Source organism: Kitasatospora sp. NPDC032757, from assembly GCF_055579305.1.
Map to the genome: position 1 here is coordinate 46633 of NZ_JBVINN010000009.1, position 20967 is coordinate 67599.

20 protein-coding genes are annotated in these 20967 nt (G+C 73.1%); 14 read left to right on the top strand and 6 right to left on the bottom strand.

The genetic code is table 11. The annotated features are described in order from the left end of the window. Positions 1-59 precede the first annotated feature (59 nt). Positions 60-1274, bottom strand: a complete 1215-nt coding sequence (locus ACZ5WK_RS14010; RefSeq protein WP_465547577.1) for an 8-amino-7-oxononanoate synthase — start codon at positions 1272-1274, stop codon at positions 60-62. A 226-nt stretch (positions 1275-1500) separates the two neighbouring features. Between ACZ5WK_RS14010 and ACZ5WK_RS14015 the strand changes: the two genes are divergently transcribed. From ACZ5WK_RS14015 to ACZ5WK_RS14030, 4 genes are all read left to right on the top strand, one after another. Next, positions 1501-1953 carry a WXG100 family type VII secretion target gene (locus ACZ5WK_RS14015; protein ID WP_465547578.1) on the top strand — a complete coding sequence of 151 codons (453 nt, stop codon included), beginning with the start codon at positions 1501-1503 and terminating at the stop codon, positions 1951-1953. 25 nt (positions 1954-1978) lie between these two features. Then, positions 1979-4237, top strand: coding sequence for a hypothetical protein (locus ACZ5WK_RS14020; protein ID WP_465547579.1), 2259 nt, complete (start codon positions 1979-1981; stop codon positions 4235-4237). Then, entirely contained in the window at positions 4230-4904 is a 675-nt protein-coding gene (locus tag ACZ5WK_RS14025; RefSeq protein ID WP_465547580.1) for a hypothetical protein, read from the top strand. Before ACZ5WK_RS14020 ends, ACZ5WK_RS14025 begins: the two co-directional genes overlap by 8 nt. A gap of 243 nt (positions 4905-5147) precedes the next feature. Beyond that, entirely contained in the window at positions 5148-7640 is a 2493-nt protein-coding gene (locus ACZ5WK_RS14030; protein WP_465547670.1) for a DEAD/DEAH box helicase, read from the top strand. A 225-nt stretch (positions 7641-7865) separates the two neighbouring features. Here the strand turns inward: ACZ5WK_RS14030 and ACZ5WK_RS14035 are convergent, their stop codons facing one another. Next, on the bottom strand, positions 7866-8699 hold the full coding sequence (locus tag ACZ5WK_RS14035; protein ID WP_465547581.1) for a hypothetical protein: 834 nt from the start codon (positions 8697-8699) through the stop codon (positions 7866-7868). A gap of 213 nt (positions 8700-8912) precedes the next feature. Between ACZ5WK_RS14035 and bioB the strand changes: the two genes are divergently transcribed. From bioB to ACZ5WK_RS14055, 4 genes are all read left to right on the top strand, one after another. Beyond that, positions 8913-10175: a biotin synthase BioB gene (gene bioB, locus ACZ5WK_RS14040; RefSeq protein ID WP_465547582.1), complete on the top strand. Its 1263-nt coding sequence runs from the start codon at positions 8913-8915 to the stop codon at positions 10173-10175. 23 nt (positions 10176-10198) lie between these two features. Further along, the gene (locus tag ACZ5WK_RS14045) at positions 10199-11515 is read left to right on the top strand and encodes an adenosylmethionine--8-amino-7-oxononanoate transaminase (protein ID WP_396323703.1); all 1317 of its coding nucleotides are present in this window, start codon (positions 10199-10201) and stop codon (positions 11513-11515) included. After that, positions 11512-12288 carry a dethiobiotin synthase gene (gene bioD / locus ACZ5WK_RS14050; protein ID WP_465547583.1) on the top strand — a complete coding sequence of 259 codons (777 nt, stop codon included), beginning with the start codon at positions 11512-11514 and terminating at the stop codon, positions 12286-12288. Before ACZ5WK_RS14045 ends, bioD begins: the two co-directional genes overlap by 4 nt. Positions 12289-12473: 185 nt before the next feature. Next, on the top strand, positions 12474-12920 hold the full coding sequence (locus ACZ5WK_RS14055; RefSeq protein WP_465547584.1) for a hypothetical protein: 447 nt from the start codon (positions 12474-12476) through the stop codon (positions 12918-12920). A 110-nt stretch (positions 12921-13030) separates the two neighbouring features. On the opposite strand, the gene ACZ5WK_RS14060 is transcribed toward ACZ5WK_RS14055, so the two are convergent. After that, positions 13031-13477: a GNAT family N-acetyltransferase gene (locus tag ACZ5WK_RS14060; protein ID WP_465547671.1), complete on the bottom strand. Its 447-nt coding sequence runs from the start codon at positions 13475-13477 to the stop codon at positions 13031-13033. Positions 13478-13654: 177 nt separating this feature from the next. Beyond that, positions 13655-14254 (bottom strand): class I SAM-dependent methyltransferase, encoded by a 600-nt coding sequence (locus ACZ5WK_RS14065; RefSeq protein ID WP_465547585.1) that lies wholly within the window; start codon positions 14252-14254, stop codon positions 13655-13657. Positions 14255-14728: 474 nt separating this feature from the next. Here ACZ5WK_RS14065 and ACZ5WK_RS14070 point away from each other — a divergent pair, with 474 nt between their 5' ends. Then, on the top strand, positions 14729-15910 hold the full coding sequence (locus tag ACZ5WK_RS14070; protein WP_396323707.1) for an ROK family protein: 1182 nt from the start codon (positions 14729-14731) through the stop codon (positions 15908-15910). A gap of 211 nt (positions 15911-16121) precedes the next feature. Here the strand turns inward: ACZ5WK_RS14070 and ACZ5WK_RS14075 are convergent, their stop codons facing one another. Further along, positions 16122-16907: a GntR family transcriptional regulator gene (locus ACZ5WK_RS14075; RefSeq protein WP_465547586.1), complete on the bottom strand. Its 786-nt coding sequence runs from the start codon at positions 16905-16907 to the stop codon at positions 16122-16124. Positions 16908-17226: 319 nt separating this feature from the next. Between ACZ5WK_RS14075 and ACZ5WK_RS14080 the strand changes: the two genes are divergently transcribed. Both ACZ5WK_RS14080 and ACZ5WK_RS14085 read left to right on the top strand, forming a co-directional pair. Beyond that, positions 17227-18030, top strand: a complete 804-nt coding sequence (locus tag ACZ5WK_RS14080) for an exodeoxyribonuclease III (protein ID WP_465547587.1) — start codon at positions 17227-17229, stop codon at positions 18028-18030. A gap of 190 nt (positions 18031-18220) precedes the next feature. Next, positions 18221-18457 (top strand): hypothetical protein, encoded by a 237-nt coding sequence (locus tag ACZ5WK_RS14085; protein WP_465547588.1) that lies wholly within the window; start codon positions 18221-18223, stop codon positions 18455-18457. A 104-nt stretch (positions 18458-18561) separates the two neighbouring features. On the opposite strand, the gene ACZ5WK_RS14090 is transcribed toward ACZ5WK_RS14085, so the two are convergent. After that, the gene (locus tag ACZ5WK_RS14090) at positions 18562-19023 is read right to left on the bottom strand and encodes a MarR family winged helix-turn-helix transcriptional regulator (RefSeq protein ID WP_465547589.1); all 462 of its coding nucleotides are present in this window, start codon (positions 19021-19023) and stop codon (positions 18562-18564) included. A gap of 89 nt (positions 19024-19112) precedes the next feature. Here ACZ5WK_RS14090 and ACZ5WK_RS14095 point away from each other — a divergent pair, with 89 nt between their 5' ends. From ACZ5WK_RS14095 to ACZ5WK_RS14105, 3 genes are all read left to right on the top strand, one after another. Continuing rightward, on the top strand, positions 19113-19484 hold the full coding sequence (locus ACZ5WK_RS14095; RefSeq protein ID WP_465547590.1) for a VOC family protein: 372 nt from the start codon (positions 19113-19115) through the stop codon (positions 19482-19484). A gap of 3 nt (positions 19485-19487) precedes the next feature. Further along, entirely contained in the window at positions 19488-20459 is a 972-nt protein-coding gene (locus ACZ5WK_RS14100) for a DNA-3-methyladenine glycosylase family protein (RefSeq protein ID WP_465547591.1), read from the top strand. A 70-nt stretch (positions 20460-20529) separates the two neighbouring features. Beyond that, positions 20530-20805, top strand: coding sequence for a response regulator (locus tag ACZ5WK_RS14105; RefSeq protein ID WP_465547592.1), 276 nt, complete (start codon positions 20530-20532; stop codon positions 20803-20805). Positions 20806-20967: the final 162 nt, after the last annotated feature.

Below are 20967 nucleotides of genomic sequence, written 5' to 3' on the forward strand. Positions count from 1 at the left end.
GGCGGTACGGAAGGGGCGGTACGGGAGGGGCGGGCGCGCGACGGCGGGCGCGGTTGTGGTCAGGCGGTGCGGGCGCCCTCCGGGGCGAGGGAGGCGATGATCCTTACCGCGTCGGAGATCTGAGCGTCAGTCAGGTCTCCGCGGGCGGTGAGCCTGAGGCGGGAGATGCCGTCCGGGACGGAGGGCGGGCGGAAGCAGCCCACGGCGAGGCCGGCCCGGCGGCAGTCGGCGGCCCAGGCGACGGCGGCCTCCGGGCCGGGCGCGCGCACCGAGACGACGGCCGCGTCCGGGGTGGAGGCGTGCAGGCCGGCCGCGGCGAGCCGGTCGGCGAGGGTGCGGGCCACCTCGCGGGCCCGCTCGGCGCGGTGCGGCTCGGCGCGCAGCAGGCGCAGCGCGCCGAGGGCGGCGCCGGCGGCGGCGGGGGCGAGGCCGGTGTCGAAGATGAAGGTGCGGGCGGTCTCGGTGAGGTGGCGGATCACGCGGCGCGGGCCGAGGACGGCGCCGCCCTGCGAGCCGAGCGACTTGGAGAGGGTGACGGTGGCGACGGTGTCGGGCTCGCCGGCGAGGCCGGCGGCGGCCAGGGCGCCGCTGCCTCCGGGGCCGAGGACGCCGAGCCCGTGTGCGTCGTCCACGAGCAGGGCGGCGCCGAACGCGCGGGCGGCGAGGGAGAGTTCGGGCAGCGGGGCGGCGTTGCCGTCGACCGAGAAGACGGAGTCGGTGACCACCAGTGCCCGGCGGTGGGTGCGTTCGGCGAGCGCGGAGCGGACGGCGTCCGGGTCGCTGTGGGGGGCGCGGTGGACGTCGCCGCGGGCGAGCCGGCAGCCGTCGATCAGCGAGGCGTGGTTGTAGGCGTCGGAGACGATCAGGGTGTCCGGGTCGGTGAGCGCGGTCAGCGCGGCCAGGTTGGCGGTGTATCCGGAGGAGAACACCAGGGCCGCCTCCACGCCGCAGAACTCGGCCAGCTCGCCTTCGAGTTCGGTGTGCAGGGCGGTGGTGCCGGTGACCAGCCGGGAGCCGGTGGCGCCGCCGCCCCAGCGCAGGGCGGCGTCGGCGGCGGCCCGGGTGACGGCCGGGTGGCGGGTGAGGCCGAGGTAGTCGTTGCCGGCGAGGTCGAGGACCGGGTCCTCCGCGGGGCGGCTGCGCAGCGTCCGGGTGAGGCCGGCGCGGGAGCGCAACTCGGCCGTCTCGTCGAGCCAGTCGAAGACGGCGCCCGGCGCGGGGGCGCCGTCCGGGGCTGCGAGGACGGGCGGTTCGGGCACTGTGCGATGGGCCATGGTCGGCACTCTGGCACGGCGGGCGCGGGGCGGGCAATGTGCGACGCGGCACACGGTCGCCACGCCATTCACGGCTGATTAACCTGGAATTCATCCTGGAATTGCTTCCGATTCACTTTCATCGCCGGCTTTTCGCCAAGACCCTCAAGTCTTTGCCAAGGATTTTCAGCCATCTGTTCGATCGGTTACGCTCCCCCAGCGATCTGACATGGGGGGATTACTACAGATGGCAGACCTGGAATTCGAGCGGCGCATGAATCCCTGGCTGTTCGACAGCTCGGGAAACCTGACCGCGGACGCGAAGAAGCAGTTCCCGGACCTGGCCGCGGCGGCCGCCGGCACCACGGCCCCGGTCACCGTACCGGCGAGCGGCGGCGGCCAGACCGTCACGACCAACCCCGGCATGATCCGGCAGGCCGGGAACAACGCCGCCGCCCTCCAGGGCTCCGTCCGCACCGAATGCGGCCAGCCCTGGGAACACGTCAACAGTGCGGTCACCTCGCTGATGGGATTCAGCCTCTGTGCCGGGCTGAACAACGCGTGGAGCGTCTGGCAGGGCCAGACCCACACCCTGGAGCAGGCCATCGGCACGATCAGCCAGAACCTGCACACCACCGCGCAGAACTACGAGGCGACCGAGGCCTCGATCCAGAGCCAGTTCGCACAGAAGCACGACTGAGGACCCGGGGGAAGACCAGACCACCATGGTGACGTTCAGCCAGCTCCAGCACCTCGACCTCGCCTCGCTCAACGCGGCGGCCGGCGACTTCGAGGCCATGGTCCGCAAGTGGGACCTCTCGACCAAGATGCAGAACGAGGTCATCGGCCCCGTCCAGCAGTCCAACTGGCACGGCCCCAGCGCCGAGCCCGCGCTCGCCTCGCTCACCCGCACCCGTGACCAGATCCACGCCGCCTTCGAGGAGGCCTCCGCCATCGCGCGCACCCTGCGCGAGGCGCACGACGAGTTCGCGGCCGCCAAGAAGGACCTCCAGACCGCCGTCCAGCACGCCACCGGCAAGGGCCTCACCGTCGACGCCGAGGGCAGCGTGCACTGGCCGCCGGCCACCGACCCGGCCGACAAGAAGGACCCGGACTACGCCAAGGGGCAGCAGGACAACGCCCAGGCCGCGGCCGAGGAGATCGGCAAGGCCCTCGACCGCGCCAACGAGGCCGACACCGCGGCCACCGCCGCGCTGGCCGGCGACACCGGCAGCGACAGCAGCACCTTCAACAGCAACCCGGTCGGCAGCCTCGCCGAGGCCGAGGCCAAGCAGGCCTCGCAGATCCTCGGCCTCGGCTCCAAGGCCACCGACGCCCAGCTCGCCCAGCTCCAGACGCTGCTCCAGCACCACTCCGGCGACTCGCGGTTCGCCGCCGCGTTCTACGGCGGGCAGGACCCGGCCACCTTCCTCGCGTCCTACGGCGCGATGGCGCAGAGCGGCGACTTCGGCGACAGCCCGGCCCGCAAGGCAGCCGTCAAGGGCATCCAGGACGGCCTCGGCCTCACCCTGGCCACCGCCACCGACAGCCACAAGCAGCCGCACGTCTCCGACGACTGGGAGCAGCGCCTGCGCAAGGCCGGCGGCGAGCAGATCCCGCTGGACCCCCGGGCCAACCCGAAGGCCAGCCCGTACGGGTACCAGATCCTCGGCAACATCCTGCGGCACGGCGACTACGACGCCCACTTCATCAACCCGATCGCCGAGCACGTCACCCAGCTGACCAACGAGAACCCGGGCCGCTGGGACGCGGTGGCGGCGATGCACGGCTCGCCGTTCCAGGAGTTCCAGTTCACCGGCGTCCCGGACGAGAAGGGCAACGTCCACGGGTTCAACCCGATGTCGTCCGTCCTGGAGGCGCTCGGCCACAGCCCCGAGGCGGCCACCAAGTTCTTCACCGACCCGCCGACCACGTACAACCCGGACGGCTCGGTGAAGAGCCACGGCGGCGAGAACAAGTACTTCGACATGCTCACCGACGGCGGCGAACGCTCGCTGCTGCGCGACATGCCCTACCCGCTGCGCCCCAACCCGGGCACCGCGCAGCCCTTCGAGGTGGGCGCCCTCGGCCACGCCCTGGAGGCGGCCGCCACCGGGCGGGCCTACGACGACGAGAAGGGCGCACTCCCTCCGCACACCAAGGAGATGGGCGTCGTCATGCAGCAGAGCGTCCACAAGTTCGGCGACAAGGACGCGGCGGGCCTGCTGTACGGGGACGACGCGCTGTTCGGTGAACTCAACGGCAGCCTCGCCCACATGACCGGCGCCTACATGGGCGACGTCCAGCACGCCCTCGACGGCTCGAGCGTCAAGCTGCCCGTCTCCGGCGTCCCCACCGAGCTCGGCAAGGACGACGTGCAGCGGCTCGTCGTCACGCTCGGCCGCAATCCCGACGCCTACGGCTCGATCGCCACCGCGCAGCAGGCGTACACCACCGCCGTGATCGACGACGTGATCGCCCACCGGGCCGACCACGGCGACCTCACCGCGGCCATCCAGAACGTCTCCCGGCCGGGCGGCGAGATCACCGGTCTGCTCACCAGCGCGATGGTCGACGAGGTCTACAACAAGCACGCCGCCGAGGACGCCGAGTACAACGAGGCCGTCGCCACGAAGCGGGAGTGGGCGGGGACGATCTGGGAGATGACCGGTGGCAAGGCCCTGGAGGAACGCGCACCCGTCGCGGGCCCCATGGTCAACGAGGTCGTCAACCAGATCATGGACGGCGTCGCGGACAGCTACCACGTGGACTCCCACAACCAGGCGACCAACGAGGCCCTGGAGGCGTACAACAAGGCCGTCACCGGCGCCCAGGGCTCCGTGGAGCAGGCCATCCGCGACGCGGCCGCCAGGGAGGGCATGGACCCGAAGTACATCAACGACCTCGCCCCCAGCGCGGCGGGCAAGATCAAGGACGGCTACGGCAGTGGCCGCGACACCTACGAGGTGATCCAGCATGCCTGACGCGTCGCAGGACTCCGCTCCCGCGGCCCGCCGACGGTTCCCCCGGTGGCAGGCGGGCACGGCGGCCGCCGCCGTCCTGGTGCTGGCCGCCGCCGGGCTCTGGCAGTGGAAACCCTGGCAGTCGGTGGACCTGCCGCAGAGCGCCTGCTGGGGGCTGCTCACCCGGGAGCAGGTCCGCCCCCTGGTCGGGGACGACGGGAAGGGCACCGAGTGGTCCACCGGCGGGGACCTGTCCGGGAAGACCCCCGACGTGACGTGCGCGGTCGCCTGGCAGCCCAAGGGCGGCGTGGCCGCCGTACAGGTCGAGGTCCGGCAGGAGGACGAGAGCGGCCACCGGTCCAGCGTGGAGGACCTGGCGGGGAAGGCCTCCGGTGGCGGGGCCGGGAAGCTCGACTTCGGCGACGGGACCGACGCCTGGCTGCGTCTCGGCTTCTTCCCCACCGTCCTGCTCCGCTGCGACGGCGCGGGGCAGAGCCGGCCCGGCGCCGTCTACCGCCGCATCGACATCAGCGGCGACCTCACCCTGTCCGGGCTGTCGGACCGCAAGCGGGCGCAGGCCTACGTCGACCTCGCGCACCGGACCGCCGGGGAGATCGTCCGCCGGGAGGGGTGCACCGGCGTGCACCTCGCCGACCGGGCGCCTGCGGTGCCGGCGCCGGCGAGCTGACCGGTCCCGGTGACCGGCCGCGCACCCACCACCTCCGCCACGGCCCCGGGCCGGGGCGGGGCGGGACGGCGGCGCAGCGGCGACGGGCCGGGCAGCACCGGCGGCGCAGGAGCGACGGGTCGGTGACCGGGGAGGGCCGCCCGGTGGGCGCCCAGCCCGCCGTTCCCGGCCGGTGGGGGACGACGGGCTTTGCCCGGGGCGGACGCGAGCAGGCAAGATAGCCGGGTGACCCTCCTTGACCTGATGCCGAAGCCCGCCACTCCCGACGCCCTGTACGAAACGTTCGCCGCCTGGGCGGAGGAGCGCGGCATCACCCTGTACCCGGCGCAGGAGGAGGCGCTCATCGAGCTGGTGTCGGGGAACAACGTGATCCTGGCGACGCCGACCGGCTCCGGCAAGAGCCTGGTGGCGGCGGGCGCGCACTTCGCCGCGCTGGCGGAGGGCAAGCGGACGTTCTACACGGCCCCGATCAAGGCGCTCGTGTCGGAGAAGTTCTTCGACCTGTGCAAGATGTTCGGCACCGAGCAGGTCGGCATGATGACCGGCGACGCGAGCGTGAACCCGACCGCTCCCATCATCTGCTGCACCGCCGAGGTGCTGGCGCAGATCGCGCTGCGGGACGGGGCACGGGCCGACATCGGCCAGGTGGTGATGGACGAGTTCCACTTCTACGCGGAGCCGGACCGCGGCTGGGCCTGGCAGATCCCGCTGCTGGAGCTGCCGCAGGTGCAGTTCCTGCTGATGTCGGCGACGCTCGGCGACGTCCGCCGCTTCGAGGAGGACCTCACCCGGCGCACCGGCCGGCCGACCACCGTCGTCCGCTCCGCCACCCGGCCCGTGCCGCTGTTCTACGAGTACCGCCGCACCACCATGCACGACACGCTGGAGGAGCTGCTGAAGACGGGTCAGGCGCCCGTCTACGTCGTGCACTTCACGCAGAAGGAGGCGGTGGAGCGGGCGCAGTCGCTGATGAGCATCAACATGTGCTCGAAGGCGGAGAAGGACGCCATCGCCGACCTCATCGGCGGCTTCCGCTTCACCACCAAGTTCGGCCGCAACCTGTCCCGGTTCGTGCGGCACGGCATCGGCGTGCACCACGCCGGCATGCTGCCCAAGTACCGCCGGCTGGTCGAACGCCTCGCCCAGGCGGGCCTGTTGAAGGTGATCTGCGGGACGGACACGCTCGGCGTGGGCGTCAACGTGCCGATCCGCACGGTGCTGTTCACCGCGCTGTCCAAGTACGACGGCGTGCGGGTGCGCGTCCTGCGGGCCCGGGAGTTCCACCAGATCGCGGGCCGCGCCGGCCGGGCCGGGTTCGACACCGTGGGGCAGGTCGTCGCGCAGGCGCCGGAGCACGTCATCGAGAACGACAAGGCCGTCGCCAAGGCGGGCGACGACCCGAAGAAGAAGCGCAAGATCGTCCGGAAGAAGGCGCCGGAGGGCTTCGTCGGCTGGTCCGAGGAGACCTTCGAGCGGCTGATCGCCGCCGACCCCGAGCCGCTGGTCTCGCGCTTCAAGGTGAGCCACGCGATGCTGCTGTCGGTCATCGGCCGGCCCGGCAACGCCTTCGAGGCGATGCGCAAGCTGCTCACCGACAACCACGAGGACCGTGCCGCCCAGCGCCGGCACATCCGCACCACCATCGCCATCTACCGCTCGCTGCTGGAGGGCGGCGTGGTGGAGCGGCTGCCGGAGCCGGACGCCGAGGGCCGGATCGTCCGCCTCACCCTGGACCTCCAGGAGAACTTCGCGCTCAACCAGCCGCTCTCCACCTTCGCGCTGGCCTCCTTCGAGCTGCTCGACCCGACCTCGCCCTCCTACGCGATGGACGTCGTCTCCGTGGTCGAGGCGACCCTCGACGACCCGCGCCAGATCCTCGCCTCGCAGCAGAACAAGGCACGCGGCGAGGCCATCGGCGAGATGAAGCGCGACGGCATCGAGTACGAGGAGCGGATGGAGCGGCTCCAGGAGATCACCTACCCGAAGCCGCTGGAGGAGCTGCTCACCCACGCCTACGAGGTGTACCGCCGGGCGCACCCGTGGATCGGCGACCACGAGCTGCGGCCGAAGTCCGTCGTCCGCGACCTGTACGAGCGGGCGATGACCTTCTCGGACTACGTCGGCCACTACGAACTGGCCCGCACCGAGGGCATCGTGCTGCGCTACCTTGCGGGCGCGTACAAGGCGCTGGAGCAGACCGTCCCCGAGGACGTCAAGACCGACGACCTCAAGGACGTCATCGCCTGGCTCGGCGAGCTGGTCCGCCAGGTCGACTCCAGCCTGCTGGACGAATGGGAGCAGCTGGCCAACCCGACGGAGCCGCAGGCCGCCGAGGTCACCCTGGACGACAAGCCGGCGCCGGTGACGGCCAACGCGCGGGCGTTCCGGGTGCTGGTGCGCAACGAGATGTTCCGCCGGGTCGAGCTGGCGGCGCTGGAGCACTACGACGAGCTGGGCTCGCTGGACGGCGAGTACGGCTGGGACGCGGACCGCTGGGCGGACGCGCTGGACGGGTACTGGGAGGAGTACGACGACCTCGGTACCGGCCCGGACGCGCGCGGCCCGAAGATGCTGCTGATCGAGGAGGAGGACTCCTCCTGGAAGGTCCGGCAGATCTTCGACGACCCGGCGGGCGACCACGACTGGGGCATCAGCGCCGAGGTCGACCTGTACGGCTCGGACGAGGAGGGCCGGGCGGTGCTGCGGGTCACCGCCGTGGACCGGCTGGGCGGCTGAGGCCTCGTCGGCCGGCGAACGTGAGAAAGCCGGGGGCCCACCGTGCGGTGGGCCCCCGGCTTCGTCATGTCCGGGCTGAGCGGCTTGCGGCGAGGTGGCTTCCGGCGGGACGCCTTCCGGCGGGACGGCTCCGGGTGGGGTGCCTTCCGGCGGGACGGCTCCGGGCGCGGTGCGGCGTCGGGCCGGGCGTCTCCGGGCCGGGCGTCTCCGGGCCGGCGCGCGGGCTCACATCCAGATGAAGGGCGCGCCCGCCGAGTACGAGAGGGCCCGGGTGGCCTCGTCCAGCACCTGCTCCGGGCCGGCCGACGCCGCGGTGGGCGGGACGGCGAGGGGGGTCGCGACGGTGGGGGCGCCCGGGGACGCCGACGGCGAGCCGCCGTGGGCCTCGACCGGCCGCGAGCTGGTGACGGTCACGTGCCGGCCCACCACCTCGACGCGCGGCTCCGTGCCGGGCTTGGCGGCCCCGGTGGGCAGGGCGGGAGCGGTGGAGGCGTTCTCGAGGATGAAGGCGACCGCGCCCGGCTTGGCGCGCAGCGCCTCCGCGGCCCGGGCGGCGGCGGCCTGGTCGGCGAACCGCAGCAGGGTGACGCTGCTGAGCACCGGCTTGTCCTGGCCGGCGAAACTGACCGTCAGATAGCCCTGGCAGCCGCTCTCGCGGAACAGGTCCTGGGTGCGGTCCTGGAGGGCCTCGGTGCAGTTCTCGCCCTGGCGGACGCCGGAGCGCCTGCCCTTGTAGCCGCCGACCTCGACGAGCCGCTGGGCGGGGAAGAGCGTGTCGACGTTGAGGCCCTCGGGGTCGGCGCCGCTGCGCGGCGGCGGGCTGCCGACCACGGGCGGTGACTTGGTCGCGTCCTTGCTGGAGGGGCCGAGGCCGGGTATGAAGTCGCCGGGCGTCGGGCGGGTGATGATCCAGCCGCCGGCCGCGACCACACCGGCCACCACGACCCAGCCGACGGCGCGGCGGGCGCCGATCCTGCCGGCCGGCCTCCGGTACGCGCCGCTCGGCTGGTCGGTCCCGTGGTCTCCCGGTGACGGGGTGCGCTCCCCCTGCGTGGTCATGGCGCAGATTCTAAGCAGTGCGCGGGTGCTGCAGGTCACGGGGGAGGGCCGTCGACGATCACCGCACGACCGGCCCGCAACCGCCGTGGGCGGGGACGTGACGTGGGCCACTACCGTGAGCTTCGACACTGTGACAACTCGCACATCCTCCCGGAGATCTTCTGGTGGGTTTCCTCTGGCGTCGCCCGTCGGCCACCAGGCAGGATCAGGCCCATGGATCTGCTCGATACCCTCACTGCCAAGGGCCTGCGCGGGGAAGCCCCGACCCGCGAGGAGGCGCTCGCCGTCCTCGCCACCACCGACGACGAGCTGCTGGACGTCGTCGCGGCCGCCGGACGGGTGCGCCGGCAGTGGTTCGGCCGCCGGGTCAAGCTCAACTACCTGGTGAACCTCAAGAGCGGGCTCTGCCCGGAGGACTGCTCGTACTGCTCGCAGCGGCTGGGCTCCAAGGCCGAGATCCTCAAGTACACGTGGCTGAAGCCGGACCAGGCCGCCGAGGCCGCCAAGGCGGGCGTCGCCGGCGGCGCCAAGCGGGTCTGCCTGGTGGCCAGCGGCCGCGGCCCGACGGACCGTGACATCGACCGGGTCGCCGACACCATCTCCGCCATCAAGGACGCCGACCCGGCCGTCGAGATCTGCGCCTGCCTGGGCCTGCTCTCCGACAACCAGGCCGAGCGGCTGAAGGCGGCCGGCGCCGACGCGTACAACCACAACCTGAACACCTCCGAGGGCACCTACGGCGACATCGCCACCACCCACACCTACGCGGACCGGGTGGACACCGTGCAGAAGGCGCACGGCGCCGGCCTGTCCGCCTGCTCCGGCCTCATCGCGGGCATGGGCGAGAGCGACGAGGACCTGGTGGACGTGGTCTTCGCGCTGCGCGAGCTGGGCTCGGACTCGGTGCCGGTCAACTTCCTCATCCCGTTCGAGGGCACCCCGCTGGCCAAGGAGTGGAACCTCACCCCGCAGCGCTGCCTGCGCATCCTGGCGATGGTGCGCTTCGTCAACCCGGACACCGAGGTGCGGATCGCGGGCGGCCGCGAGGTCCACCTGCGCACGCTCCAGCCGCTGGGCCTGCACATCGCCAACTCCATCTTCCTGGGCGACTACCTGACCAGCGAGGGCCAGGCCGGCCAGGCCGACCTCGACATGATCAAGGACGCGGGCTTCGAGGTCGAGGGCGCCGGCGAGGCGACCCTGCCCCGGCACCGGGCCGACGTCGCCGCCGCGGTGGCCGCGGGCGGTGCCTGCGGGACCGGCGGCGGCTGCGGGCCGTGCGGCGGGCACGGTGACACGGGCGCGCACGGTGACACGGACGGCGAGGCCGACGCGCACGGGTGCGGCCCCTGCGGCGGGCACGCCGCGGCGACTCCCGGGGAGGCACCGGCCGAGAACCCCGCCGACGAGCTGCGCGGCGACCTGGTCCGCGTCCGGCGCCGCGGCGCCGGCACCGAACTGGCGCCCAACGCCTGACCTCCGCAAGGGAATCCACCATCATGGCTCAGCTCCCCGGCACCCCCATGCCCACCGACACCCTGCTCGCCCTCGACCGGGCGCACGTCTGGCACCCGTACGGGCCGATGCCCGGCACCGCCACCCCGTACGTGGTGGAATCCGCGTCCGGGGTGCGGCTGCGGCTCGCCCGACCCGTCGCGGGGAGAGACGAGTTGGTCGACGGGATGTCGTCCTGGTGGGCGGCGATCCACGGCTACGGGCACCCGGTGCTGGACGGGGCGGTGCGCGAGCAGCTGGGCCGGATGAGCCACGTCATGTTCGGCGGGCTCACCCACGAGCCCGCCGTCCGGCTGGCCGCCCGGCTGGTCGAGATCACCCCGGAGCCGCTGCAGCACGTCTTCCTGGGCGACTCGGGCTCGGTGGCCGTCGAGGTCGCGATGAAGATGTGCCTGCAGTACTGGCAGTCCACCGGCCGGCCGGAGAAGCGCCGGCTGCTCACCTGGCGCGGCGGCTACCACGGGGACACCTTCCACCCGATGTCGGTCTGCGACCCGCAGGGCGGCATGCACCACCTGTGGGGCGGGGTGCTGCCCGACCAGCTCTTCGCACCGCAGCCGCCGGCCGGCTTCGACGCGCCGTTGGACGCCGAATACGCCGCACAGTTCGACGAGTTGATGGAGCGTCACGCCGGCGAGCTGGCCGCCGTCATCGTCGAGCCGGTGGTGCAGGGCGCCGGCGGGATGCAGTTCCACTCCCCCGCCTACCTGCGGATGCTGCGCGAACTCTGCGACCGGCACAACGTGTTGCTGGTCTTCGACGAGATCGCCACCGGCTTCGGCCGCAGCGGCGCACTGTTCGCGGCCGACCACGCGGGCGTCTCTCCGGACGTGATGTGCCTGGGCAAGTCGATGACGGGCGGCTACCTCACCATGGCCGCCACCCTCTGCAGCAGCGAGGTCGCGGACGGGATCAGCCGCGGCGAGATGCCGGTGCTGGCGCACGGCCCGACGTTCATGGGCAACCCGCTGGCCGCCGCCGTCGCCAACGCCTCGATCGACCTGCTGCTCGGACAGGACTGGCAGGTCGAGGTGAAGCGCATCGAGACCGGTCTGCGGGACGGCCTGGCCGCCGCGGCCGACGTGCCCGGCGTGCGCGACGTCCGGGTCCAGGGCGCCATCGGCGTCGTCCAGTTGGACCACCCGGTCGACATGGCCTCCGCCACGGCGGCGGCCGCGCGGGAGGGCGTCTGGCTGCGCCCCTTCCGGGACCTCATCTACACCATGCCGCCCTACGTGACGGGGGACGAGGACGTGGCCCGGATCGCGGCCGCGGTGACCGCAGCGGCGGTGGCCGGATGATCACCCCTCCCGTTCTCTTCGTGACCGGCACCAACACCGAGGTCGGCAAGACCGTGACGACCGCCGCCATCGCGTCGGCGGCCCTCCAGGCCGGCCTGCGGGTCGCGGTGCTGAAGCCCGGGCAGACCGGGGTCGCCCCGGGCGAGCCGGGGGACGCCGAGGAGGTCGCCCGCCTGGTCGGCGCCCCGCTCGGCACCAGGCCCGACGCCCCGCTCGACACCAGGCTCACGCTGCGCGAACTCGCCCGCTACCCCGAGCCGCTGGCGCCGGACACGGCCGCCCGCCGGTCCGGCCGGCCCTGCCTCACACCCGCCGAGACGGCCGCCGCGGCCGCCGAACTCGCCCGCGACCACGACCTGGTGCTGGTCGAGGGCGCCGGCGGCCTGCTGGTCCGCTACGACGAGGAGGGCCGCACGCTCGCCGACCAGGCGCTCGCCGCCCGCGACCTCGGCCTGCCGGCCCAGCTGCTGCTGGTCGCTTCGGCCGGCCTCGGCACGCTCAACATCGCCGCCCTCAGTGCGGAGGCGCTGGCCGCGCGCGGCCTGCCGCTGTTCGGCGTGGTCATCGGCGCCTGGCCCGACTCCCCCGGCCTGGCCGACCGCTGCAACCTCGCCGACCTGCCCCGCTCGGCCGGCGCCCCGCTGCTCGGCGCCCTGCCCGAACGGGCCGCCGGCGCCGCGGACTTCGCCGCCCTGGCGCGCGCCGCGCTCGCCCCGGCGCTGCACGGCCACTGGGACGCGGCGGAGTTCACCGCGGCCAACGCGCCCGCGTAGGACGGCACACGGCCGACCTTGCGCGCGGTGCGGCCGGCACTGCGGCGGTGCGGCCGGAGTGCGGCGGTTCGTCGAAGGGCCACCGGTGCACTCCGGCGTCCGGGTTCCGGTCGGTTTCGCTCGAAGGAGTGAGAAATTCCGACGGGTGCGGCGCGGGTCCGGTAGGGCTCAATACCGTTCTCGGTATGACAGATGGCCTGACGGTAGACGAGTCCCTCCGGGCCCTCGCCGCACTCGAGGCGGCGTGGAAGGACGACGAGGAGGCGCTGGCCGCACTGGCCGCCGGCGGCCCGGACGAGCAGCCGCTCCCGGTCCTGGTCGCGGCGTACGGCGAACACGCCATCGACACCCTGATGGCACTCGCCTTCGGCCTGCGCTCCAGCATGACCGACGAGGAGCTGGAGGCGCTGACCGACGCCGTCAGCTCCAACATCGGCGCCCGGATGGCCGCCCTGCTCGCCCGGACCCTCCGTGCCTGGGCCGCGACGACGGCCGCCGGCGACCTCGGGGCCACCAAGGCGATCGCCCGCACCGTCATCGACGCGATGCGGGCGGTCACCGAGGAGCCGGGCAAGACGGACGTGCTGCCGCTGCTCGCCACCTTCCGCACCTACGCGCTCAGCAACCCGTGAGCGGACCGGTGGGGGCGCGGTTTCGTCACGGGAGCCGTCGCGGCGCCTGAGGCTTGAGAGTCGAGGCGTGCGGTTCGCGGGGTCCGAGGGGTGAGGGTCGGGGCCTGCGGTCAGGCGTCCAAGGGCTTGGCCCAGCGGGTCCACTGCGGCTGGGGCCCGTAGCCGGCCGCCCGCCAGGTGCGCTGCCCGAGCCCGTTGTCGTCCAGCACCATCGCGTCGGCGCGGCGGCCGCCGAGGGCGGTGAAGCGGGCCTCGGCGGCGGCCAGCAGCGCGGCGCCGATGCCCCGGCGGCGGTGCACGGGGTCGACTGCGAGGCGGTAGAGGTGGCAGCGCCAGCCGTCCCAGCCGGCGATCACGGTGCCGACGATGGTCCCGGCGTCCGCCGCCGTCGTGGCGACGATCAGGCACTCCCGGTCCCTCTGCAACAGCGCGGCCACGCCGTCGGCGTCGTCCGTGATGCTGGTCCCCTTGGCCGCGCGGGCCCAGAGGGCGAGCACGGCGGGGATCTCGTCGGTGGTGGCGGTGCGCAGCGCGATGTCGGCGGTCGTCCCGGCCATCACGTCGTCGGTCAGGTCATCGGTCACGTCGTCGGTCAGGCCAAAGGTCAGGTCATCGGTCATGCCGGGTTGTCTACCAGGGGGTCGGATCCGCCCGCGGGGAATTCCGGATCACGGACGATCCCGGCGCTTCGGACGGTCCCGGCCTTACGGGCGGTCTCCCTCCGGGCGGGTGTCTCAGTCCTTCGGCGGGTCGAGCCGCCAGACCGTGGTGGTCTTGAGCGCGGCGTCCTCCAGGTCGGCGACCACCGGGACGTCGTACGCGGCCAGTGCGCTGAACCGTTCGCGCGGCAGGTAGGCCCGGCCCGGGTCCCCGACGATCACCACCGCGCCGCGGGCCCGCGCCCGTTCCAGGAAGGGGAGGAAGCGGGCGGCCATCGCCCGCTCGTAGAAGACGTCGCCGGCGAGCACCACCTCGGCCGGCGCGCCGTCCCCGTCCAGCAGGTCCTGCACCGCCGCGTCGACGCGGACGCCGTTCGTCTCCGCGTTGACGTCGATGGCGGCCACCGCGTAGGCGTCGATCTCCGCGGCCCGCACCGACCGCGCGCCGCGCAGTGCCGCCGCGATGCCCACCAGACCGGATCCGGCCGCCAGGTCGAGCACCGTCCGCCCCGCGACCAGCTCCGGGTGGTCGAGCACGTACCGCGCGACGCCGACCCCGCCGGCCCACGCGAACGCCCAGAACGGCGGCGCCAGGCCCTCCTCGCCGCGCGCCGCCTCCGTGGTCTCCCACAGCGCGATGGCGTCCTGCGCCATGTGCAGGGTGACCTCCGGCACGAACGGCACGGGAGCCGGCCGGGTCTCCCTCCGCACAAAGCTCCGGTCCGACGGCACAGTTGCGCCGGGATGAACGTCGCGCGTCTCGTTCAGCATGTCCGCAGCATAGAGGCTCGGCGGGGGTGTCCCGACCAGGCGGCGCGGCCCCGGCGGCCGAGGCGGGAGAGGGGCCCGGGGACGTCCGGTGGCGCCGTGGAAGGGCGGCGTACGCACGGCGACCCGGTGCGTACCATTTCGATACCGAAGCCTGGGTGAGCTGCGGAGATGCTCGCCCGCCGGGCCCGGGCCCGGGTAGCATCCGGCACATGCCCTCCGGGCCTGGCGCAGACGGCCCAGCGCTGTCGTGCCCGCGGTCCGGTCGGCGGACTCTCGCGGGACACCCGGCGGTCGGCCTTCGGTGGTCGGCACTCGGTGGTCGCCGCGCACTCGGCACCGCGCGCCAGGGCTGTCGCGCGAACGGCGAAGGGCAGCGTTTTGGCGGATCGGCTCACCGGAGGAGACTCCTCGCTGCTGCGGCGGATCAACGCGGCGGTCACGCTTCGGGCGCTGCGGGCCGGCCACTCGGTGACCCTCACTCAACTGGTCGGGGACACCGGACTCTCCCGGCCGACGGTGGAGGGTGTGATCGAGGGGCTGGTCGAGACCGGCCTGGTCGCCGAGGTGGACCAGCCGCAGAACGGCGGTCAGCCCGGTGGTGCGGGCCGCCGGGGGCGTCCGGCCCGCTGGTTCCGGTTCCGCGCCGAGGCCGGGCACATCCTCGGCGTCGAGATCGGTGTGCACGACATCCGGGTCATCCTCGCCGACCTCACCGGCGAGGTGGTGGGCAGTCACTTCCGGACCGTCGAGGAGACCCTGGACGCCGAGGAACGGCTGAGCGCCGTGCGCACCGTCGTCGCCGAGGTGCTGCGCAAGGCCGGCGTCTCCCGGGACAACCTCTGGGCGGTCGGCGTCGGCACCCCCGGCATCGTCGACCGGGACGGCACCGTGCAGCTCGGCACCGCCATGGCCGGCTGGACCGGCCTCGACCTGGGCGCCCGGCTGCGGCGCTCGTTCCGCTGCCCGGTGATGATCGAGAACGACGCCAACCTGGCCGCCATCGCCGAGCACTGGCAGGGCGCGGCGGTCGGCGCGGACGACGTGGTCTTCGTGATGGCCGGCCTCAGCCCCGGCGCCGGCTCACTGATCAACGGCAAGCTGCACCGCGGCTTCGGCGGTGCGGCCGGCGAGATCGGCGCCCTCCACCTGCTCGGTCAGGAGGTCACCCCCGAGCGCCTGCTCTCCACCACCGGCAAGCCGCTCAACCCGCTGGACGAGGCCGCCGTCGCCCGGGTGCTGAAGCTGGCCCGCGAGGGCGACGAGGTGGCGAAGGTCGCGATGGACCGCTTCCTGACCCGCCTGGTGCAGAGCGTCGCCGCCCTGGTGCTGGCCATCGACCCGCAGTTGGTCGTGGTCGGTGGCTGGGCCGCCGGCCTCGACGGCGTCCTGGAGCCGCTGCGCGAGCGCCTCGCCCAGTTCACCCTGCGCGCCCCCGAGGTGGCGCTGGCCGCCCTCGGCTCGGAGGTCGTGGCGATGGGTGCACTGCGGGTGGCGCTGGACCAGGTGGAGGAGCAGCTCTTCGCCGTCGACCCGCCGACGGGCGCCGGCGCCCGGGGGTGACCTCGGGTGACGTCGGGTGACCGCTCGGCCGTGGGGGGCGGACCGGCGCCCCGTGGCCGAGCGCGCCTGCGCCCCGTGGCCGAGCGTCCCGGCGCCCCCTCTGCTCGCCCGTCACCACGGCCGAGGCCCGGGCGCCTGTGGGGCGTCCGGGCCTCGGCCTGAGGGTGTTTCGGGGTGGTTCAGGAGGCGGGTCGTTCAGGAGGCGGGTCGTTCAGGAGGCGGTGCGCACCTCGGTGGTGGCACCGGCGGTGGCGGCGACCGGGGTGACCTCGACCAGGCCGGTCTCGCCGAAGGTGAGCTTGCAGGTGTCCGCGCGGTAGGTGGAGACGGCGAGGGCGACCAGGCGGCCGGCGGCGGCGTACTGGGTGGTCATCACCAGGACGGGCGAGCCGGGCGGGCGCTCCAGCAGGGCGGCCTCCTCGGCCTCGGCGACGCCCAGCTCGACGGCGCGGGACTCGCCGTCGACCTCCAGGCGCTCCAGCTGGCGCAGCACCGAACGGGCACGGTCGCTCTCGGCGCGGAAGCCGGGCAGGTGCGGCAGTGCGGAGGCGGGAACGTGCAGCGACTCGGTGGCCATGTTCTGGCCCTGGACCATCCGGACCCGGCGGACGGTGTGCACGGTGGCGCCCTCGGCGACGCCCAGGGCCTTGGCGAGCCGGTCGGAGGCCGGGGCGGTGGTGCAGTCGACGGTGCGCCAGGCCTGGCTGCGGGCGGTGCCGGGCCAGCCCTCCTCGTGCCGGTTGACCGGAACGCCGACCCGGGGGGCCGCAATCAGGGTGCCTATGCCGCGGCGGCGTACCAGCCGGCCCTCCAGCTCCAGCTGGTCGAGCGCCTGGCGCAGGGTGGCCCGGGCCACCCCGAAGCGGGCGGAGAGCTCGCGCTCGTTGGGCAGGACCTGGCCGGTGGAGAACTCCGTGTCGATCGCGCGGAGCAGCACCGTGCGCAGGTGCCAGTACTTCGGCTCCGGTACCGCCGTGAGCTCTCCAGTCGTTCCCACCGTGGCCTCCACCCTGCTTTGTCCGCCCTGCCGAAAGGAGGGCGGACCCGGCCCGCTGTCCGCTGTTGCGGCAGGTGGGAGAGCGGGCTTTATCCGTCCTTCTTTATTAAAGGTCCTTGCAGTAAGTGACCCTAGGGGCTGCCTCCGGAGATGGTCAAGACCAATGGCGGCGGTTGGTGCGGTTGTCGCGCGGATTCATGCCGCGTTCACGACATCCTGACATCCGGACCCGACGCCGCCCCGGAGAGACCCCTCCCGGACGTGCCGTTCCCGGACGTGCCGCCGCCGGGCCGGCCGGGGCGCTCGGTAGGCTTCCCGGGTGATTGTGGTGACGAGTGTCAACGTGAACGGGATCCGGGCGGCCGCCAAGAAGGGCTTCATCGAGTGGCTGGCGGCCACCGAGGCGGACGTGATCTGCCTGCAGGAGGTCCGCTCCGAGCCCGGGCAGCTCCCGGTGGAGCTGCGCGACCTGGAGGGCTGGCACGCGGTCTGGGCACCGTCGGTCGCCAAGGGCCGCGCGGGCGTCGCGGTGCTGTCCCGGCAGAAGCCGGAGCGCACCGTGGTCGGATTCGAGTCCGAGGAATTCGACAATTCGGGCAGGTATGTCGAAATCGACCTTCCGGGGCTGACGGTGGCCAGCCTCTACCTCCCTTCCGGAGAAGTCGGCACCGAACGCCAGGAGGAGAAGGAACGCTTCATGGCGGAATTCCTCGTCCACCTCGGCAGGCTCCGCACCCGGGCCGCCGCCGACGGCCGCGAGGTCGTGGTCTGCGGCGACTGGAACATCGCCCACCGCCCGGAGGACCTCAAGAACTGGAAGGCCAACCAGAAGGCGGCCGGCTTCCTCCCCGAGGAGCGCGCCTGGCTCACCCGCGTCTACGAGGAGGCCGGCTACGTCGACGTCGTCCGCCGCCTCCACCCCGACCGCACCGGCCCCTACAGCTGGTGGTCCTACCGCGGCCGCGCCTTCGACAACGACTCCGGCTGGCGCATCGACCTGCAGTGCACAACTCCCGGCATCGCCGCCAAGGCGGTCGAGGCCTACGTCGAGCGCGCCGCCACCCACGCCGAACGCTGGAGTGACCACGCCCCCGTCACCGTGGTGTACGACCAGGGACTCTGACGGTCCTTTTCGGACCAGGTTCAGTCCGGCGCATCATGTGGCCCTCATTCGGTCGGATCGTTGTTCTGGCCACGGGGCAGGGCGATCCGACGAATGACGAGTCGGGGCGACTGGAGCCGCATCCGCCGCCAACGCCCAGGCCGGGACAGTAGCACACCTGACGGTCAGCCGCCCCGACCAGGCCCGGCAGTTGCTCGCCTCACTCACCGGCACGTGGCCCGGGCCCTGCGGGCCGGGGCCAACGGCTTCGGTTGCCCTGGGCTCGGACGCCCGGAACAGCGACACCGTCCTCGTCGCCGGCCAGGTCCGCAAACGGGCCGGCCGGGTGCTGGACGTCGACCTCCGGGTGCTGCGCGAGGAGGTGGCCGCATCACGTGGCCACATCCTCGCCGCCGCGCGTCCGCGTGCCGCCGGCCGTGCCGGATGACGCGCGACGCCGACCGTCCTCGAAGTAGGTTGAGGAACGTGACCGGCTGATCGTGCGCCGACTCGTGGAGGAGGCAGGGGGCCCTGCAACCCGGACCCGGCGCGTCATTCCTCCAGGGCTGCCGCCATGCGGTCGAGGTCGGCGAGCAGCGCGGCCACACGCTCGGGCGGGATCGCCTCCACCATGCGCCGTTCGATGGCGTAGACGGCGGCTTGGACGGCGGCCAGGCGAGTGCGGCCTTCCTCGGTGAGGTGGGCCGGGCGGGCCCGGCCGTGGTCGGCGACGGCCGGACGGGCGATCAGTCCCGTCTCCTGCAGGCCCCGCAGTACGACATTGCCGGACTGCCGGGTGACGAAGGTCGCGCGGGCGAGGTCGGCGTTGGACATGCCCGGGGACAGGGCCAGGAGTTCGAGGGTGGCGTACTGCGGCACGGTGAGCCCGTGCTCGCGCAGGACCCCGTCCATAGCGCCGCGCAGGGCAGCCTGGGTGCGCTTGAGTACGTATCCCACGCGCCGGGTGACGTCTTTCGCGAGGTGGGGCGGCTCGATCGGCGACTTCTCCATCATGTCAGCATTTTGACACGGCCGGCCCGGGATCCTAGTCTTCGCTATGTCAAAGTTCTGACATCAAGGATCCTGAGGATCGAGGAGGACCCATGTCCGTCACCATCGACGGCCCCGACTTCGTCGCCCTGCAAGTCCGCGACGTGGACGCCGCAGCCGCCTTCTGCGAACAGCACCTGGGGCTGCGCAGGGCCGCGGTCTCACCGCCCCACGCGGTCGTGTTCGATACCAAGCCGACCCCGTTCGCCGTCCGCGAGCTCCTCCCGGGCGTCGACCTCACCGACGCCGCACGGCCCGGCCTGGGTGTGGTGCTCTGGTTCCGGACCCCGGACGCCCACCAGCTCCGTGACCAGCTCACCGCCGCCGGCATCAGGATCCTGACCCCCATGGCGGACAGCCCGTTCGGGCCGATGTTCTCCTTCGAGGGCCCCGAGGGCTACACCCTCACCGCGCACGGAGGCTGACCCGTGAGCGCCGTCTCCCTCACCCCCACCGGGCCCTTCTCGCTCGCGGCCGGTATCCGGTTCCTGGAGGGCTTCACTCCCGCGAGCCACACTCAGGCCGCTGACGAGATCCTCCGTCTGGCCTTCCCCGCGGACGACGCGGCATCCGTCGTCGCGGCCACCGTCCGACAAGGGGTGGGGGCAGACGGCGCCACCGGCACGGTCCGGGCCGAATTCACGGTTCACCCCGGCACCCCGCCCCGGACACAGGCGTTGACCGCCGGGCATGCGGCCGGCCCAGCCGTACCGGCTCAGCTCGCCCGCATCCTCTCCCTCGACACCGACGGCACCGCATTCCCCGCTCTTGCCGCGGACCCGGTGGTCGCCGGACTCATGGCGGACTACCCGGGGCTGCGCCCGGTCTGCTTTCACTCCCCCTACGAAGCCGCCGCCTGGGCCCTCATCGGCCACCGCATCCGCATGACCCAGGCAGCCGGCATCAAGGCCAACATTGCCCGTCGGCACGGACAGCGCACAGACATCGCCGGCCAGACCCTGCACGCCTTCCCCACCCCCGCCTCCCTGCGCTCCATCACCCACGTGCCAGGGCTGACCGACCTCAAGATCCAGCGACTGCACGCGCTGGCCGAAGCGGCCCTCGCCGGACACCTCGACGCGGCCCGCCTGCGCGCCCTGCCCGCCGACCAGGCCCTCGCCGAACTGCGCACCCTCCCCGGCATCGGCCCCTTCTCCGCCGAGCTCGTCCTCATCCGGGGAGCAGGACACCCCGACGTCTTCCCCCGCCACGAACCACGCCTCCACCGAGCAATCGCCATCGCATACGGGCTCGGCACCGCCGCGGTTACCGACGTCACCCGACTGGCCGAGATCGCCGACCGGTGGAAGCCGTACCGTAGTTGGGTCGCTCTCCTGCTACGCACCCGCGCCCAGGGCATGGCGGGCGGTCCGGCCTGCCATGCGTCGAGCCGGAGGTGACGGCCCTCGCCGGCCGCGGTTCAAGCACTTCGACAAGAAGGCCAGTGGCGGGTGCGCACATGTTCTCGTCGTGGAGGACGACGCCCTACAGTCCGGTCTCCTGCACCGGCTGCTCCTTCGGGACGGTCACACCGCCGTCGCGGCCCGGAACAGCCGGGTGGCGAGCGACGAGGCCAGGAGCCGCAGGCCCGACCTGATCGTCCTGGAGCTGACACTCCCCGACATCGACGGCCTACGGGTCTGCCGTGTGCCGCGACGCGACGACGACGTGCCCGTCCTCATGCTCACCACGCGCTCAACCGAGGAGGACGTTCTGCTCGGCCTCGACCACCGCGCGGATGACTAGAATCTCGCGGCTCCCGTCGAAGCCGGCCGGCGTCCAGATGCCGCACCTTCGGGTCACAGTCCGCCGCGCCCAAGGCGGCGGTAGTGGGCAACGTTCCTCTTCGGCGTCGTGGCCACTCTGGACGGCCGCCGACAGTTGGCCGGTGCTGGAGCGGAAGTACCG

Bases quoted from the DNA above. Each gene is read 5' to 3' on its own strand.
- ACZ5WK_RS14025 (WP_465547580.1), top strand. From the start codon at position 4,230: ATGCCTGACGCGTCGCAGGACTCCGCTCCCGCGGCCCGCCGACGGTTC.
- ACZ5WK_RS14010 (WP_465547577.1), bottom strand. From the start codon at position 1,274: ATGGCCCATCGCACAGTGCCCGAACCGCCCGTCCTCGCAGCCCCGGAC.
- bioB (WP_465547582.1), top strand. From the start codon at position 8,913: ATGGATCTGCTCGATACCCTCACTGCCAAGGGCCTGCGCGGGGAAGCC.
- ACZ5WK_RS14030 (WP_465547670.1), top strand. From the start codon at position 5,148: ATGCCGAAGCCCGCCACTCCCGACGCCCTGTACGAAACGTTCGCCGCC.
- bioD (WP_465547583.1), top strand. From the start codon at position 11,512: ATGATCACCCCTCCCGTTCTCTTCGTGACCGGCACCAACACCGAGGTC.
- ACZ5WK_RS14035 (WP_465547581.1), bottom strand. From the start codon at position 8,699: ATGACCACGCAGGGGGAGCGCACCCCGTCACCGGGAGACCACGGGACC.
- ACZ5WK_RS14095 (WP_465547590.1), top strand. From the start codon at position 19,113: ATGTCCGTCACCATCGACGGCCCCGACTTCGTCGCCCTGCAAGTCCGC.
- ACZ5WK_RS14015 (WP_465547578.1), top strand. From the start codon at position 1,501: ATGGCAGACCTGGAATTCGAGCGGCGCATGAATCCCTGGCTGTTCGAC.
- ACZ5WK_RS14060 (WP_465547671.1), bottom strand. From the start codon at position 13,477: ATGGCCGGGACGACCGCCGACATCGCGCTGCGCACCGCCACCACCGAC.
- ACZ5WK_RS14020 (WP_465547579.1), top strand. From the start codon at position 1,979: ATGGTGACGTTCAGCCAGCTCCAGCACCTCGACCTCGCCTCGCTCAAC.
- ACZ5WK_RS14090 (WP_465547589.1), bottom strand. From the start codon at position 19,023: ATGATGGAGAAGTCGCCGATCGAGCCGCCCCACCTCGCGAAAGACGTC.
- ACZ5WK_RS14055 (WP_465547584.1), top strand. From the start codon at position 12,474: ATGACAGATGGCCTGACGGTAGACGAGTCCCTCCGGGCCCTCGCCGCA.
- ACZ5WK_RS14045 (WP_396323703.1), top strand. From the start codon at position 10,199: ATGGCTCAGCTCCCCGGCACCCCCATGCCCACCGACACCCTGCTCGCC.